This window comes from Streptomyces sp. NBC_01750, from assembly GCF_035918095.1.
In the GTDB taxonomy this organism is placed as follows: domain Bacteria; phylum Actinomycetota; class Actinomycetes; order Streptomycetales; family Streptomycetaceae; genus Streptomyces.
This window is the reverse complement of record NZ_CP109137.1, coordinates 5,813,598-5,828,397: the sequence shown is the minus strand read 5'-3', so window position 1 is coordinate 5,828,397 and position 14,800 is coordinate 5,813,598. Positions and strand designations below refer to the sequence as shown.

Below are 14,800 nucleotides of genomic sequence, written 5' to 3'. Positions count from 1 at the left end.
ACTCAGGTGGCGTCGGCGTCGAACGGGGGCCGCTCGCCCCTATCGACGTTTTCGCGCTTCTTGAGCAGGTCGGGGGTGCCGGGCGAGCCGTTGACGGCGGCCGGGACCGAGACCGCGGATTCGTTGCCGTTCACCGCGTCCGCGACCTCGTTGATCTCCTTCTTGAGGTCGAAGCTGCTGCGCAGGTCCTTGAGGTCCTTCAGGTCCTCGTTCTCGTCCAGCTGCTTGCGGATGAACGTCTTGGGGTTGAGGTCCTCGAACTCGAAGTCCTTGAACTCCGGCCCCAGTTCGCTACGAATGTCCTGCTTTGCGCTTTCGGAGAACTCGCGGATCTTCCGGATGAACCGCGTGGCGTCCTGGATGACCTTCGGCAGCTTGTCGGGGCCGAAGATGAGCACGGCGAGCACCACGAGCGCCACCAGCTCCAGTGCGCCTATGTCATTGAACACCCTGCTGCTCCTCGTGTTCTCTGCGGCCCGCAGGTCGGATGGGGTCCGGGCCCGATCCACGGTACCCGTCGAAACTGTCTGCGCGGTACCTTCCGATGGCCGATGCGCCCACCCGTCCGGCGGCCGTTCGGATGGTCGTCATGTGCCGGACGCGGAGCCGAGCGTCAGCGTCATCCTCCGTTCACGGCCGGCGCGAACCACCGTCAGTTCCAGCCGGTCGCCGGGGCGATGGGCACGGATCTTGACGATCAGCTCCTCGCCGCTGTGCACTCGCTGGCCGTCGATCTTGGTGATGACGTCGCCCGCCTTGATGCCCGCCTTGGCGCCAGGACCGCTCCTGGTGACCGACGGGGAGCCGTCCTTGCCCTTGTCGCCGACGCGTGCGCCGTCGCCGGTGTACTTCATGTCGAGGCTGACGCCGATCACCGGGTGGGTGGCCTTACCGGTGTTGATCAGCTCTTCGGCGACGCGCTTGCCCTGGTTGATGGGGATCGCGAAGCCGAGTCCGATGGAGCCGGCCTGGCCTCCTTCGGTGCCCGTGCCGCTGTCCGCGGCCCGGATCGCGCTGTTGATGCCGATGACGCGGGCCTTGGTGTCCACCAGCGGGCCGCCGGAGTTGCCGGGGTTTATCGGGGCGTCGGTCTGCAGCGCGTCGACGTAGCTGACATCGCTGCCGTCGCCCTTCTCGCCCCCCGCGGTGATGGGGCGCTCCTTGGCGCTGATGATGCCGGAGGTCACGGTGTTCTGGAGGTCGAACGGCGCGCCGATGGCAACGACCGGATCACCCACCTGGACGTTTTCGGAGTTGCCGAGGGGCAGCGGCTTGAGGCCGGTGACACCGGAGACCTTGACGACGGCGAGGTCGTAACCGCTGTCCTTGCCGACGAGAGTGGCCTTGGCGCTCTCGCCGCCGCTGAAGGTGACCGAGATCTCGCCGGAGGAGCCTGCCGGGTCGACGACATGGTTGTTGGTGAGTATGTGGCCCTGCTGGTCGAGTACGAATCCGGTGCCGGTGCCCTGTTCGCCCCCGCCGCTGACATGGAGGGTGACGACGCTCGGCAGGGCGCTGGCGGCGATACCCGCGACGCTGTCGGGCGCGCGCTTGCCGTCGTCCTTGACGGACTGCGGGAGTTCGACGCTGGTGATGCCGCCGTTGCGCTCGATGTACGCGCCTGTGCCGCCGCCGATAGCGCCGGCGACGAGCGCGAGCAGGACCGCCCCGACCAGCAGCGATCCGCGTCGGCCCTTCCTCCTGACGGGCTCACCGGAGTGGGTGAGCGGCTGCCCGGGTGCGCTCCACGGGTCGTACTGCAGCCACAGCGAGGACAGTGGCTGCGGACGCTCCTGGGGCTGCTGCTGCGGCTGGAGGGGCGATTGCGGCTGGTCGTGCGACTGCGGGAGGGACGGGGCCGGCGGCGGCGCGTATCCACCGCCGGTGCCCCCGCCCGCCGGTGTTCCGTTCGGCGCGGGATACGGCGACGGTACGGGCGTGCCCTGCGCCGGAGTCGGCATCGGCCGCTGTACGGGAGGAGCCGGTGCCCATGGACCGGGCCCGCCGTAGGGCGGAGTGCTGTACGGATCGGGCTCGTGCAACGGCTGCGGCCGGCCCTGTTCCGGTGCGGGCTGTGCCGCGGGCAGCACCGGGTCGGCGGCCGTCTCGGCATCCCGCGGCAGGGGTACGGGGGATTGCACCGGAGGCAGTTCCGCCGTCACCTCGGTCTCCCCGGGCACCGGCGCCGCGGCCGGCGTCTGAGCCTCCGGCTCGGAGTGAGCCGTGCGTCCCGCACTGGGCCGGCTCCACCACTTCGCCTTCGGCCCGGTGGGCTTCCCGTCGTCCATGCTCTCCCCGCAAACTGCCGACCGTGCGGCACCCCCGTGGGGCACCCCTCAGAAGATTCAACCAGGTTTGCGAATCGCCGGGCAGGGCCTGGTCAGCGCTCGGACAAGAGGGGCCGGGAAGGCTGGGTCGGTGCGGCGAGATGGGTGGGAGCGGGTGTGGCGGACGGAAGGAGTCCGGGAGCGGTGGCGAGCTGGAACGCCGAGCCCGTGGGACGTATCAGCGGAGACAGGGAGGACGAGGTATCGGTCAGTATCGAGGCGGAGAACGGGTGGTTCAGCGGCGCTGCCGGGGCCAGCAGGCTCGGTGCACCGGCGATGACCGGCCGGTTGTCCGACCTGGCCGGGCCATTGCCACCACCGCGGCGGCGCTCGGCCTCCGTGCCCCTGGGTGTGGCCCCTGTGCCCGTACCGCCGTTCGATCCGCCGTTGCCCGGGGTCGGGGCCGCGGCGCGCAGCGGTGTGACGCTGTTCCCCGCTCCCTCGCCCCTGGGACCTGCCTGCACCGAGCCATCCAGCGGAATCGCCCCGCCGAGAGCGATCGCGGCGAAGGACACCGCGCTGGCCGCCGCGAAGACGAACCTCCGGCCAAGCCAGGGTGAACGTTCCGCGTCGCTACGACCCACCTCATGGATCCGGAAGCCGCCGCCGGAGCCGGGAAGCACGGTCGCGTGCGCGCCCGCGGGTACGTAGCCGAAGGTCTCCGTCCGGGAGTCGCGTCCGTGTCTCGCGGAGGGGTTCAGTGCGGCGAAGACGCCGTTGGCGAGTCGCCCCCCGTCGAAAGGCCCCCCCGGGCGGTCGTCGTCACCTCCGGGTCCTGCGGGCAGCCCTTGGAGCCGCGCGAGCAGCCCTTCGGAGGGGGGCGGCGGAGCGCTCTGCGCGAAGACGTTCTTCAAGCGGCGCTGGGCGTCGGCCTCGGCCTTGCACTTGGGACAGGTCGCCAAATGGGCCAGTACCCGGTCGCGGACATCGTGTTTCAGCTCGCCGTCGACCAGTGCGGCCAGCCGATCCCCCAGGTGCTGCTCCGCGGGGGTGGGACTTGAGCCAGTCACGCCGGTCCGCCCTCTCCTGAGAGGCTGACCGCACCCGCCAGCGTGCGCTGCTCGGCACGAGCCTCCGGGGAGCGGTGCTGCAGGGCCTTGCGCAGGTGGGACCGGCCGCGGTGGATGCGGCTGCGGACCGTGCCGAGCTTGACGCCCAGCGTCGCTGCGATCTCCTCGTACGAGAGTCCCTCGATGTCGCAGAGCACCACGGCGGCGCGGAACTCCGGCGCGAGGGTGTCCAGCGCCTGCTGCACATCCGCGTCGAAGTGGGTGTCGTTGAAGACCTGCTGCGGAGACGGCTCGCGACTGGGCAGCCGCTCTGCCGCGTCGTCGCCGAGCGCGTCGAAACGGATGCGCTGCTTGCGGCGGACCATGTCCAGGAAGAGGTTTGTGGTGATGCGGTGCAGCCAGCCCTCGAAGGTGCCGGGCGTGTACGTCGACAGCGAGCGGAAGACGCGGACGAAGACTTCTTGCGTGAGGTCCTCGGCGTCGTGCTGGTTGCCCGTCAGCCGGTAGGCGAGGCGGTAGACCCGGCCGCTGTGCGTGCTGACGATCTCCTCCCAGCTGGGAGGCGTCCACGCCTGCGATTCCGCATCCGATGCGAAGGTCGCGGTAGCTGCGGAGTCGGTGGAGCGGGAACGGTCAGCAATGTAGGTCACGGATCTCGGCTCACCCGGTGACCTGAGGAAGCGCCTGAGCACTCCCCTCCGATCCGCAGGTGCAGCCGCACCTCCCCTGTCGGCTCTGGTGGTGTCCAGCGGAGCCCCTACCATAGCCACCTCGCCCGTTAGCTCCGGATAAGAATCTTTACGCGAATTTGGGTCCTGCTTACGGCCCTGATCCATGCGCTTCCCCCTGTCTCCCATAACGACCGGTCCCATCTGCGGGTTCCCGATGCAGCGGATACAGTCAGCGTCGCGCCAACTTCGGGGACAGGAGAGGGTCATTACCGCCAACCGGCAGACGAGCTGGGCGTTCGCCGACGCCTTTGTCGCCGAGGACGAGACGCTCCGCTGGGCCCGCGACCGGGCCAGGGAGTCAGGGCTCCCCTCGGTGTCACCAGGCACCGGCGCAGCGCTGCGAATGCTTGCTGCCACGGCTGACGCAAAAGCGGTGGCCGAGATCGGTACGGGGACCGGTGTCTCCGGGATCTATCTGCTGCAGGGCATGCGGCCCGACGGCGTACTGACGACCGTGGATCCGGAGCCGGACCGGCAGCAGTTCGCCAAGCAGGCCTTCCGCGCGGCCGGCTTTGCCGGGAACCGGGCACGTTTCATCCCCGGCCGCGCCCTCGAGGTACTCCCGCGGCTCGCGGACGGCGGCTACGACCTCGTCTTCTGCGACGGCGACCGGATGGAGTCGCTGGACTATCTCGCTGAATCGTTGCGCCTGCTGCGACCAGGCGGTCTTGTCTGCTTCGAGGGCGTCTTCGCGGACGGTCGCACGGTGGACTCGGCGGCACAGCCGGCGGAAGTCGTACGCATTCGCGAGCTGCTGCGCGCGGTACGGGAGAGCCAGGAGCTGCTGCCGTCGCTGCTGCCGGTGGGCGACGGCCTGCTCTGCGCGGTCCGCCGCGGCTGACCGGCACGGACACAGCACTGCCCCGGCACCATGAGTGCCGGGGCAGTGAAAAAGTGTGCGCGCTTCCCGCGTCAGCCGACGACCTTCTTCAGGGCGTCGCCGAGGGCATCGGCTTCGTCCGGAGTCAGCTCGACAACAAGCCGACCGCCGCCTTCGAGCGGAACGCGCATGACGATGCCCCGCCCCTCCTTGGTCACCTCGAGCGGGCCGTCGCCCGTCCGCGGCTTCATGGCCGCCATGCTCGTTCCCCTTCCTGAAACCAGCTCATCGCAGCCGACAACCCAGGTGTCACCGGCATCGAACACATTGCTTCCAGGTCATTATCCCGCATGGCGGGACCCGATGACCAACATCGGTCGGCATCGCTTGCGCAACGCGCTCTCTCAAAACCACGCAAAGCGGCGATCCGCCTGCGATACTTCGCCACCGCCCACGGGCCCGGAGCCGAAGATTGTTTGACGCAGGTCACATGTTCGCCCCCGACGAACTCCGCCATGCTGGGCCTGAACACCACTCTTTGAGCCGTAAAGGGGACCTGCCATGGCCGACTCCGTGCTGTACGAGGTGAGCGACGGACTCGCGACGATCACGATCAACCGGCCCGAGGCCATGAACGCGATGAACACCGAGGCCAAGGTCGCTCTCCGGGACTCGGCCCGGGCAGCCGCCGCCGATCCCGCCGTACGGGCGGTACTGCTCACCGCGTCCGGGCGCGCCTTCTGCGTGGGTCAGGACCTCAAGGAGCACATCTCGCTCCTCGCCGAGGACCGGGAGCACGGCACCGACCGCACCATGAACACGGTGCGGGACCACTACAACCCCATCGTGCGGGCTCTCACCGAGATGCCGAAGCCGGTCGTGGCCGGGGTCAACGGCGTGGCCGCGGGCGCGGGCCTGGGCTTCGCCCTCGCCGCGGACTACCGGGTCGTCGCCGACAACGCCAAGTTCACGACGTCCTTCGCGGGCGTCGCGCTGACCGCCGACTCCGGGGTGTCCTGGACGCTGCCCCGACTGATCGGCCAGAGCCGCGCCGCCGACCTGCTGCTCTTCCCGCGCTCGTTCTCCGCGCAGGAGGCATACGAGCTGGGTATCGCGAACAAGCTGATCCCCGCGGCCGACCTGGCCGCCGAGGCCACCGCGGTGGCCCGTGCGCTGGCCGAGGGCCCGACCGTGGCGTACGCGGCCCTCAAGGAGTCCCTGGCTTACGGCGCAGGTCACACGCTCGGCGAGGCGCTGGCCAAGGAGGACGAGCTCCAGACGAGGGCGGGCGCGTCGGAGGACCACACGATCGCTGTCCAGGCTTTCATCGCCAAGGAGAAGCCGAAGTATCTCGGCCGCTAGGAACGGGAGCCGGCTCCGCGCACGACACAGTCGCTCAGGTGGTCGTCGACGAGACCGCAGGCCTGCATCAGCGCGTACGCCGTCGTGGGTCCGATGAAGCGCAGACCGCGCTTCTTGAGGGCCTTCGCCAGCGCCGTGGACTGATCGGTGACCGCGGGGACGTCGGCGGTCGTGCGCGGGGCAGGCCGCTTCGCCGGATCCGGGGCGTACGACCAGATCACTGTGTCCAGTTCACCGGCAGGCCAGTCGGCGAGCACGCGCGCGTTGGCGAGCGTCGCCTCGATCTTGGCCCTGTTGCGGATGATCCCGGCGTCGGCGAGGAGGCGTTCCTTGTCGGCGTCGGTGTACGCCGCCACGGATGCGATCTTGAAGTCGTCGAAGGCGGTACGGAAACCCTCGCGGCGGCGCAGAATAGTGATCCAGGACAGGCCGGACTGGAAGGCCTCGAGGCAGAGGCGCTCGAACAGGGCGTCGTCGCCGTGGACCGGACGTCCCCACTCCTCGTCGTGGTAGGTGACGTAGTCCTCCGTGGACAGGCCCCACGGGCAGCGCAGCTTCCCGTCGGGCCCGGGAACGGCGTCGCCGGTCACCGGTCGCGCTCCTCGCCCGGCTTGGTGAACAGGTCGGGGCCGCCCACCGCCCGGGCCTGCGCGCCGGCCAGCGCCGACTCCAGCTCGGCGATACGGGCGTCCCGCTCGGCGAGCTCCGCACCGAGGCGGCTCAGCACATCGTCCACGTCCGACATCCGGTAGCCGCGGGGCGATACCGGGAGCCGGACCGCCTCGACGTCCGCACGGCCGACCGGCCGGCCGGCCGGCAGCGGGTCCACCAGCTGCTCCGGGGCCGCCTCCGGCAGGGCCGCGCTGTCGCCGCCGCCGACCACGGCGAGGGTGACCGCGGCGACGACCACGACCATCGCGATCAGCAAGAACAAGAACACGAGCGAGCCTCTCCCCAAGCGGAAACTGTCCGGTGCTGATCGTGCCACGACAGTCTGGGAGTTAGGGTCGCAGGCGACCGACCTGAGGAGGAAAACCGCTGATGCTGCGGCTGGGACGGCGCGAATTCGACGCGCACGAGCCGGTGATCATGGCGATCGTGAACCGGACGCCGGACTCGTTCTACGACCAGGGCGCTACGTTCCGCGACGAGCCCGCGCTCGCCCGCGTCGAGCAGGCGGTGTCAGAGGGTGCTGCCATCATCGACATCGGTGGGGTGAAGGCCGGTCCCGGCGAGGAGGTGACGGCCGAGGAGGAGGCGCGGCGCACGGTCGGATTCGTGGCCGAGGTGCGCAGACGGCATCCGGATGTCGTCATCAGCGTCGACACCTGGCGGCACGACGTGGGCGAGGCGGTCTGTGAAGCGGGCGCGGATGTGCTGAACGACGCGTGGGGCGGGGTGGACCCGAAGCTGGCGGAGGTCGCCGCGCGGTACGGAGCGGGTCTGGTGTGCACGCACGCGGGTGGCGCGGAGCCGCGGACACGGCCGCACCGGATCGCGTACGACGACGTGGTGGCCGACATTCTGCGGGTGACGGTCTCCCTGGCGGAGCGGGCGGTCGAGCTCGGCGTCCGCAGGGACGCGATCATGATCGACCCGGGCCATGACTTCGGGAAGAACACCAGGCACAGCCTGGAAGCGACGCGCAGGCTCGGGGAGCTGACGGAGACGGGCTGGCCGGTGCTGGTCTCCCTGTCGAACAAGGACTTCGTCGGCGAGACGCTCGACAGGCCGGTGAAGGAGCGCGTGATCGGCACGCTGGCGACGACGGCGGTGTCGGCGTGGCTGGGCGCGCAGGTCTACCGCGTCCACGAGGTGGCGGAAACGAAGCAGGTCCTGGACATGGTGTCGGCGATCGCGGGCCACCGGGCACCGGCGGTGGCGAGGCGGGGGCTGGCGTAGGGGCGCGGGACGGGGGCGCCCGCAGCGGGCTGCTCCCGCCCCTCCCGTCACCGGGGCTCCGCCCCGGACCCGCTCCCCCATCGCCGGAAGGGCTTGAAAACAAGCCCCTCCGGCCACCTCAGTGGCCGGTCTCCTTCGTGACCAGCGCCACCGCCTCCTCCACGTCGTCCGTCACGTGGAACAGGAGCAGGTCCCTCTCGGACGCCTTGCCCTGCGCCACCACCGTGTTCCGCAGCCAGTCCAGCAGCCCGCTCCAGTACTCCGTGCCGAACAGCACGATCGGGAAGCGTGTGACCTTGCGGGTCTGGACGAGGGTCAGCGCCTCGAACAGCTCGTCCAGCGTGCCCAGTCCGCCCGGCAGGACCACGAAGCCCTGCGCGTACTTCACGAACATCGTCTTGCGGACGAAGAAGTAGCGGAAGTTCACGCCGATGTCGACGTGTGGGTTGAGCCCCTGCTCGAAGGGGAGCTCGATGCCGAGGCCCACCGAGATGCCGTGGGCCTCCCGAGCGCCCTTGTTCGCCGCCTCCATCGCGCCCGGGCCGCCGCCCGTGATCACCGCGAAGCCTGCCTCGACCAGCGCCCTGCCGAGCCGGACCCCCGCGTCGTACTCAGGGGTGCCCGGTCCCGTACGGGCCGAGCCAAACACGCTGATGGCGCTGGGCAGTTCGGCGAGCGCGCCGAAGCCTTCCACGAACTCCGACTGGATGCGCATGACCCGCCAGGGATCGGTGTGCACCCACTCGGAGTCGCCCTCCGTGTCCAGCAGCCGCTGATCCGTGGTGCCGGGCTGCACCTGTTCCCTACGGCGCACCACCGGTCCCAGCCGCTGCTCCCCCAGCGCCCGCAATCCCTCGGTTCCCTCGGGGTCGCCCATGGCCTGCTCCCTCCGCCGCACATCGTTGCTTTGAGTCAGGGTAGGTCGGAGAACGTTACGAAAGGTGAAATCGGGGCGGTCAGGAAGTGAGCCAGTCCCTGAGCCGGTCCTCGCAGTGGGTGATCTTCTCCACCGCGACATGCTCGTCCCGCTTGTGGGCGAAGAGCGCGTCGCCGGGTCCGTAGTTGACCGCGGGCACGCCGAGGGCGCTGAAGCGTGAGACGTCCGTCCAGCCGAACTTGGGCTGAGCCGTCCCGCCGACGGCTTCCATGAAGGCGGCGGCTGCCGGGTGCGAGAGGCCGGGCAGCGCGCCGCCCGTGTGGTCGTCCACGATGAACTCCGTGACCCCGCAGTCCGCGAAGACCTCGTGCACATGGGCCTCGGCCTCCGCCATGCTCCGGTCGGGCGCGTAGCGGTAGTTGACCACCACGGTGCACTCGTCGGGGATGACGTTGTTGGCGACGCCCGCCTCGATCCGTACCGCGTTGAGCCCCTCCCGGTACTCAAGACCGTCGATCACGGGCCGGCGCGGCTCGTACGCGGCGAGCTTCGCCAGGATCGGCGCGGCCGCATGAACGGCGTTGGACCCCATCCAGCTGCGCGCGGAGTGGGCCCGCTCCCCCGTAGTGCGGAGCAAGACCCGCAGCGTGCCCTGGCAGCCGCCCTCGACCTGGGCGTCGGACGGCTCGAGCAGTACGGCGAAGTCACCCTCCAGCCAGTCGGCATGGGCATCTGCCACATGACCCAGACCGTTGAGGTGTGCGGCGACCTCTTCGTTGTCGTAGAAGACGAAGGTGAGGTCGCGGTTCGGCTCGGGGACGGTCGCGGCGATCCGCAGCTGTACAGCCACGCCCGACTTCATGTCGCTCGTGCCACAGCCCCACAGCACGCCGTTCTCGTCGAGCCGGGACGGCACGTTGTCGGCGATCGGAACCGTGTCGATGTGCCCGGCCAGCACGACCCGCTCGGCGCGGCCGAGGTCCGTCCGGGCCACGACGTTGTTGCCGTAGCGGTCGACGGTGAGGTGCGGCAGGCCACGCAGCGCCTGCTCGATCGCGTCGGCGAGCGGCTTCTCCTCACCGCTGACCGAACGGAAGTCGACCAGGCGGGCGGTGAGCGCCGGAGCATCAAGGGTGAGGTCAAGCACGGTTTCGGGCATGGCTCCGACCTTAACGCGGGCTCCAGTACGGTGGGCGGCGTGCCTGAGACCGCCTCTCCCCTCCGGCGCGGCCGCCTCCTGCGCATCGCAGCCGCGCTCTCAGTGCTGCTGGCACTCATCGGCTATGTCGTCGTGCAGTACGTCACCGGCGGCGGCGCTCCGCGCTGCACGGTGCGTACGGCCGCAGGTGCGGGCTCCACGTACGAGCTCAGCGCCGAACAGGCCGCGAACGCCGCGACGATCTCCGCGGTCGGCACCACGCGCGGCATGCCGGAGCGCGCGGTCACCATCGCGCTCGCGACCGCACTCCAGGAGTCGGGACTGCGCAACATCAAACATGGCGACCGGGACTCGCTCGGGCTCTTCCAGCAGCGTCCGTCGAAGGGGTGGGGCACGGCAGGGCAGATCCTCGACCCCGTCTACGCCTCCGGGAAGTTCTACGAGCACCTCGCCGAGGTCCCCGGCTACTCGCGGCTGCCGCTGACTGTCGCGGCACAGCGTGTGCAGCGCAGCGGCTTCCCGCAGGCGTACGCGAAGCACGAGCCGGACGCCACACTGCTTGCGGCTGCGCTGACCGGCCGCGCGACCCGGGCCCTGACCTGCGATCCGGGCAGGGGCGACAAAGCGGGCGACGCGTCGAAGGTACGGGCCGAGCTGGTGCGCGCGTTCGGGTCCGAGGTGCTGCCGAAGGCCGGCGCCCCGGGCCGGACGGGCGCCCCGGCGCCGCGCGAGGTGTCCGTACCGGTGCGGACGACGATCGGGACGGACGGCGGCGGGGCGGCACAGCGGGGCTGGGAGCTGGCGCACTGGGCGGTGGCGCGGGCGGACGGGCTGCGCATAGACGAGGTCTCGTACGCGGGCCGGGTGTGGAGCGCGAAGGAGTCCGGGAAGGGCTGGCGGGCGGCGGGCGCCACGTCGGCGGAGACGGGCGCGCGGGGCTCCGGGGGAAACTCCGGCACGGACTCCCACAAGGCTTCCGGCGCGGATTCCCCTACCGGCGAAGTCCGAATTCACCTCGCACGGTAGTCCGCGTCACACCTCGAACGAGGTGCTCCGGTCGCCTCCGGACAAAGTGTCGGCCTGCCGTTCGCGCCGGTAGCGATCAGTCCCTCAAACTCCTTGCGGGCAAAGAGGAGTGACGATTCGGCACACCATTGCACAATGGAATGTTTGCCCGTCTTTATCCGAAGATGATAATGCGACGCATTGCCAACTCTTTACCTTCGCTCACCGCAACTTCTCCCGCCCCCCGAGCGGTTGTCATTGCGTCCGAACGCCGGACCTGCGGCACTGCCGGTCCGGCGGCGCCGGTCCGGCACCGGACAGACACCATTCCGCACGTTCTTCTCGCCTCAAGGAGCATCATGTCCCTCCCCCTGACCCGTCGGATCGCCCGTGCCGCGCTGCTCATCGCGGCGGGTGCAGCCCCCGTGGTCGGTGCGGTCGGCTCCGCAAGCGCCGCGGACCTTCCTCAGGCCCCCATCGGCGGCCTGACCGCGCTCGACGCGGACGGCGCCGGCGGCACTGTCGACGGTGCCACGCAGAAGACCTCCGACCTGGCGGGCAAGACCGGTGGCGACGCGGTCGAGCAGGCCGTCCCGGCCGCCGGCAAGACCGTCGGCAAGGCGGGCGGGACGGCGGCCCCCGTCGCCCAGAAGGCCGCCGGTGACACCGCGGGCGGCGCGGGTGACGTCGTGGGCGCGACCGCCGGCACCACGACCGAGCGGCTCGGTGGCAGCGGCCTGCAGGCCGACTCGCTCGGTGGCGACAGCCTGCCCACCGAGCAGCTGCCGGTGACGCCCCTGCCGCTCGGCTGACGATCCGCACGCGAAGGGTCCCGGGAGTACGAACTCCCGGGACCCTTGCGCATGTTCGGCCGAGGCGTGTTCCGCCGAGACTCGCCCAGCCGCGAAGTGTTCAGTCGCGAAGTGTTCAGTCGCGAGGTGTCGGGCCGAGACGCTTCACCGCGGCCTCGACCCGCTCGTCCGTCGCGGTGAACGCCACACGTACGAAGCGCTCGCCCGCCGTTCCGTAGAAGTCGCCGGGCGCGACCAGGATGCCCAGCTCCGCCAGGTGCGCCACCGTGTCCCAGCACGGCTGGTCACGCGTTGCCCACAGATAGAGGCTGGCCTCGCTGTGCTCGATCCGGAAGCCGTGCGCCTCCAGGGCCGTACGCAGCGCCGCGCGCCGGGCCGCGTACCGCGCCCGCTGCTCCGAGACATGTGTGTCGTCGCCGAGTGCCGCGACGGTGGCGGCCTGCACCGGCGCCGGGGTCATCATCCCGCCGTGCTTGCGGATCTGGAGCAGCTCACCGAGCACGCTCTCGTCGCCCGCGATGAAGGCGGCTCGGTACCCGGCCAGGTTGGAGCGCTTGGAGAGCGAGTGGACGGCGACGACGCCCTCGTACGTACCGCCGCAGACGTCCGGGTGCAGGACCGAGACCGGCTCCGCCTCCCAGCCCAGCTCCAGGTAGCACTCGTCGCTGAAGACCAGCACGCCGTGCTCGCGCGCCCACGCGACGATACGGATCAGCTCGTCCTTGGCCAGCACCCGGCCGGTCGGGTTGGAGGGCGAGTTGAGCCAGAGCAGCTTCAGGCCGGTGGGGTCGAGCCGGGTCGGGTCGTCGTAGACCACGGCCTCCGCACGGGCCAGCCGCGCGCCGACCTCGTACGTCGGGTAGGCGAGCCGCGGGTAGGCGACCTTGTCGCCGGGGCCGAGACCGAGCTGGGTCGGCAGCCAGGCCACCAGCTCCTTGGAACCGACGACGGGCAGAACGTTCGTATGCGCGACATCGACGGCGCCCAGCCGCCGCTCGACCCATCCGGTGAGCGCGTCACGCAGCCCGGCCGTTCCCCACACCGTCGGATAGCCGGGCGAGTCGGCGGCCTCGACGAGCGCCTTCTGGATCAGCTCGGGGACGGGGTCGACGGGCGTGCCCACGGAGAGGTCCACGATGCCGTCGGGATGGGCCGCGGCCGTAGCCTTGTACGGCTCGAGCTTGTCCCACGGAAAGACGGGAAGGCGCGAAGAGACTCGCGAAGAGACTGCGGACACAGGGCTTCTCTTTCTCGTACTCGTGCGTACCTCGTGCACAGGGCGTCAAATGCCTCGGTCCCGTACGGACGACGAACCGTACGGGACCGGGGGCGACGCACTAGCGGGCCGCGTACTACTGGTTCTGCGGCGGCAGTGCGGCAATAAAGGGGTGGTCGCGCTCGATCAGGCCGAGCTTGGAAGCACCGCCGGGCGAACCGAGCTCGTCGAAGAACTCGACGTTCGCCTTGTAGTAGTCCTTCCACTCCTCCGGAGTGTCGTCCTCGTAGAAGATCGCCTCGACCGGGCAGACCGGCTCACAGGCCCCACAGTCGACGCATTCGTCCGGGTGGATGTACAAGGACCTGGCGCCCTCGTAGATGCAGTCGACGGGGCACTCCTCGATGCACGCCTTGTCCTTGACGTCGACACAAGGCTGCGCGATGACGTAGGTCACGCTGTCGTTCCTCCTCGGTAGGGCTGGCATTGCGCGGGAGCGCGGCGTCGTCGATGCCCGCCCCTAGTATCTCCGTTCCTGGGCACGATCCGAACAGGAGGGGCTCGCAGAGCTGTGGAATTCACTGGCGGCGGACGGTTCAAGGTCCGTATTACACCCATTGACGTGGGTAAACGAGTGTCTGTGAGGTGCTTGATCGACTCCGGCTCCGGGGCCGGGAGGTTCACCGACACGGTCGGCGTTCTCACATCATGGAACAAGGGTGTGCTGCTGATCACACGCCGAACCGGAGAGACTGTCCGTATCCCGGAATCGTCCCTGGTCGCGGGCAAGGTCGTGCCCGCCGCGCCGGCCCGCCGACGCGGTCCCGCGGCGGATTTCGAGGAGCTCGCCGGGGTCGTCGCGCGCGCCTGGCAGCCGGTGGAGAGCGAGCGGCTCGGCGGATGGGAACTGCGGGCGTCCGCCGGATTCACCCGGCGCGCGAACTCCGTGCTCCCGCTCGGTGACCCCGGGCTTCCTCTCGACGAGGCGCTGGCGCGTGTGCGTGCGTGGTACGAGGAGCGGGATCTGCCGGCGTATGTACAGACCGCGACCGGGGCGGCGGGCACTCAGGAGGAGCTCTGCGCGGAGCTGGAGGCGCGCGGCTGGCATCCCGAGGTCTCGGCGGAGGTACGGATCGGGGCCCTCGCCCCGATCGGCGACCTGGACGCGGATGTGGCGCGGGTCCGGCTGGCGCGCTCCTTCGACGAGGCGTGGCTGCAGCGCTATCACCGGTTCGGCGTACCAGGACCGCATGTACTGAAGGTGCTGGGCAGCGGCCCGTCGGTGTGGTTCGCCTCGGTGGCCGGTGAAGGGGCGGTGCCGGCGGCGATCGGCAGGTGTGTGATCGACGGCCGCTGGGCGGGCTTCATGGCGGTGGAGGTGGACCCGGCGTACCGGCGCCAGGGCCTGGCGACCACGGTGATGACCGCGCTGGCGCGGCGCGCGCTGGAGGAGGGCGCGTCCGCGGCGTGGCTGCAGGTGGAAACTGAGAATGACGGGGCGCGCGCGCTGTACGAGGCGATGGGGTTCGCGACCCACCACCGCTACCACCACTTCCGATCTGCGTAGACGGGTACGAGT

At 70.2% G+C, this 14,800-nt stretch carries 17 protein-coding genes; 6 read left to right on the top strand and 11 right to left on the bottom strand.

Annotated elements, in window-relative coordinates; genetic code table 11:
- Positions 1-2 precede the first annotated feature (2 nt).
- From OG966_RS26605 to sigE, 4 genes are all read right to left on the bottom strand, one after another.
- Entirely contained in the window at positions 3-449 is a 447-nt protein-coding gene (locus OG966_RS26605; protein ID WP_326652389.1) for a sec-independent translocase, read from the bottom strand.
- A 138-nt stretch (positions 450-587) separates the two neighbouring features.
- Positions 588-2,288 (bottom strand): S1C family serine protease, encoded by a 1,701-nt coding sequence (locus tag OG966_RS26600; protein ID WP_326652388.1) that lies wholly within the window; start codon positions 2,286-2,288, stop codon positions 588-590.
- A 92-nt stretch (positions 2,289-2,380) separates the two neighbouring features.
- On the bottom strand, positions 2,381-3,337 hold the full coding sequence (locus tag OG966_RS26595) for an anti-sigma factor family protein (RefSeq protein WP_326652387.1): 957 nt from the start codon (positions 3,335-3,337) through the stop codon (positions 2,381-2,383).
- Entirely contained in the window at positions 3,334-4,101 is a 768-nt protein-coding gene (gene sigE / locus OG966_RS26590; RefSeq protein WP_326655383.1) for an RNA polymerase sigma factor SigE, read from the bottom strand. The genes OG966_RS26595 and sigE overlap by 4 nt, the downstream gene beginning before the upstream one ends.
- Before the next feature lie 121 nt (positions 4,102-4,222).
- Here sigE and OG966_RS26585 point away from each other — a divergent pair, with 121 nt between their 5' ends.
- On the top strand, positions 4,223-4,909 hold the full coding sequence (locus OG966_RS26585) for an O-methyltransferase (protein ID WP_326652386.1): 687 nt from the start codon (positions 4,223-4,225) through the stop codon (positions 4,907-4,909).
- A gap of 71 nt (positions 4,910-4,980) precedes the next feature.
- Here OG966_RS26585 and OG966_RS26580 read toward each other — a convergent pair whose 3' ends face one another.
- Positions 4,981-5,148, bottom strand: coding sequence for a DUF3117 domain-containing protein (locus tag OG966_RS26580; RefSeq protein ID WP_003966491.1), 168 nt, complete (start codon positions 5,146-5,148; stop codon positions 4,981-4,983).
- A 301-nt stretch (positions 5,149-5,449) separates the two neighbouring features.
- Here OG966_RS26580 and OG966_RS26575 point away from each other — a divergent pair, with 301 nt between their 5' ends.
- Positions 5,450-6,250, top strand: a complete 801-nt coding sequence (locus tag OG966_RS26575) for an enoyl-CoA hydratase/isomerase family protein (RefSeq protein WP_326652384.1) — start codon at positions 5,450-5,452, stop codon at positions 6,248-6,250.
- Here OG966_RS26575 and OG966_RS26570 read toward each other — a convergent pair.
- Both OG966_RS26570 and OG966_RS26565 read right to left on the bottom strand, forming a co-directional pair.
- A complete protein-coding gene (locus OG966_RS26570; protein WP_326652383.1) occupies positions 6,247-6,840 on the bottom strand; it encodes a DNA-3-methyladenine glycosylase I in 594 nt (197 codons plus the stop codon). The genes OG966_RS26575 and OG966_RS26570 overlap by 4 nt on opposite strands.
- A complete protein-coding gene (locus OG966_RS26565) occupies positions 6,837-7,190 on the bottom strand; it encodes a DivIVA domain-containing protein (protein ID WP_326652382.1) in 354 nt (117 codons plus the stop codon). The genes OG966_RS26570 and OG966_RS26565 overlap by 4 nt, the downstream gene beginning before the upstream one ends.
- A 101-nt stretch (positions 7,191-7,291) precedes the next feature.
- Between OG966_RS26565 and folP the strand changes: the two genes are divergently transcribed.
- Entirely contained in the window at positions 7,292-8,152 is an 861-nt protein-coding gene (folP, locus tag OG966_RS26560) for a dihydropteroate synthase (RefSeq protein WP_326652381.1), read from the top strand.
- 118 nt (positions 8,153-8,270) lie between these two features.
- On the opposite strand, the gene OG966_RS26555 is transcribed toward folP, so the two are convergent.
- On the bottom strand, positions 8,271-9,029 hold the full coding sequence (locus OG966_RS26555; RefSeq protein ID WP_326652380.1) for a TIGR00730 family Rossman fold protein: 759 nt from the start codon (positions 9,027-9,029) through the stop codon (positions 8,271-8,273).
- 79 nt (positions 9,030-9,108) lie between these two features.
- Positions 9,109-10,188 (bottom strand): succinyl-diaminopimelate desuccinylase, encoded by a 1,080-nt coding sequence (gene dapE / locus OG966_RS26550; protein WP_326652379.1) that lies wholly within the window; start codon positions 10,186-10,188, stop codon positions 9,109-9,111.
- A 39-nt stretch (positions 10,189-10,227) separates the two neighbouring features.
- Here dapE and OG966_RS26545 point away from each other — a divergent pair, with 39 nt between their 5' ends.
- Both OG966_RS26545 and OG966_RS26540 read left to right on the top strand, forming a co-directional pair.
- The gene (locus OG966_RS26545; protein ID WP_326652378.1) at positions 10,228-11,214 is read left to right on the top strand and encodes a hypothetical protein; all 987 of its coding nucleotides are present in this window, start codon (positions 10,228-10,230) and stop codon (positions 11,212-11,214) included.
- Between the two features lie 338 nt (positions 11,215-11,552).
- Entirely contained in the window at positions 11,553-12,005 is a 453-nt protein-coding gene (locus OG966_RS26540; RefSeq protein WP_326652377.1) for an ATP-binding protein, read from the top strand.
- Between the two features lie 115 nt (positions 12,006-12,120).
- On the opposite strand, the gene OG966_RS26535 is transcribed toward OG966_RS26540, so the two are convergent.
- Positions 12,121-13,242, bottom strand: coding sequence for a bifunctional succinyldiaminopimelate transaminase/glutamate-prephenate aminotransferase (locus tag OG966_RS26535; protein ID WP_326652376.1), 1,122 nt, complete (start codon positions 13,240-13,242; stop codon positions 12,121-12,123).
- A gap of 115 nt (positions 13,243-13,357) precedes the next feature.
- Entirely contained in the window at positions 13,358-13,678 is a 321-nt protein-coding gene (fdxA, locus tag OG966_RS26530) for a ferredoxin (RefSeq protein ID WP_168101584.1), read from the bottom strand.
- Between the two features lie 114 nt (positions 13,679-13,792).
- On the opposite strand from fdxA, the gene OG966_RS26525 reads away from it, so the two are divergent.
- Complete coding sequence (locus OG966_RS26525) at positions 13,793-14,788, top strand: GNAT family N-acetyltransferase (RefSeq protein ID WP_326652375.1); 996 nt, start codon at positions 13,793-13,795, stop codon at positions 14,786-14,788.
- Positions 14,789-14,800: the final 12 nt, after the last annotated feature.

Coding starts and splice junctions, on each gene's coding strand:
- OG966_RS26600 (WP_326652388.1), bottom strand. CDS start 2,288: ATGGACGACGGGAAGCCCACCGGGCCGAAGGCGAAGTGGTGGAGCCGG.
- sigE (WP_326655383.1), bottom strand. CDS start 4,101: ATGGTAGGGGCTCCGCTGGACACCACCAGAGCCGACAGGGGAGGTGCG.
- OG966_RS26585 (WP_326652386.1), top strand. CDS start 4,223: ATGCAGCGGATACAGTCAGCGTCGCGCCAACTTCGGGGACAGGAGAGG.
- OG966_RS26580 (WP_003966491.1), bottom strand. CDS start 5,148: ATGGCGGCCATGAAGCCGCGGACGGGCGACGGCCCGCTCGAGGTGACC.
- OG966_RS26575 (WP_326652384.1), top strand. CDS start 5,450: ATGGCCGACTCCGTGCTGTACGAGGTGAGCGACGGACTCGCGACGATC.
- folP (WP_326652381.1), top strand. CDS start 7,292: ATGCTGCGGCTGGGACGGCGCGAATTCGACGCGCACGAGCCGGTGATC.
- OG966_RS26555 (WP_326652380.1), bottom strand. CDS start 9,029: ATGGGCGACCCCGAGGGAACCGAGGGATTGCGGGCGCTGGGGGAGCAG.
- dapE (WP_326652379.1), bottom strand. CDS start 10,188: ATGCCCGAAACCGTGCTTGACCTCACCCTTGATGCTCCGGCGCTCACC.
- OG966_RS26540 (WP_326652377.1), top strand. CDS start 11,553: ATGTCCCTCCCCCTGACCCGTCGGATCGCCCGTGCCGCGCTGCTCATC.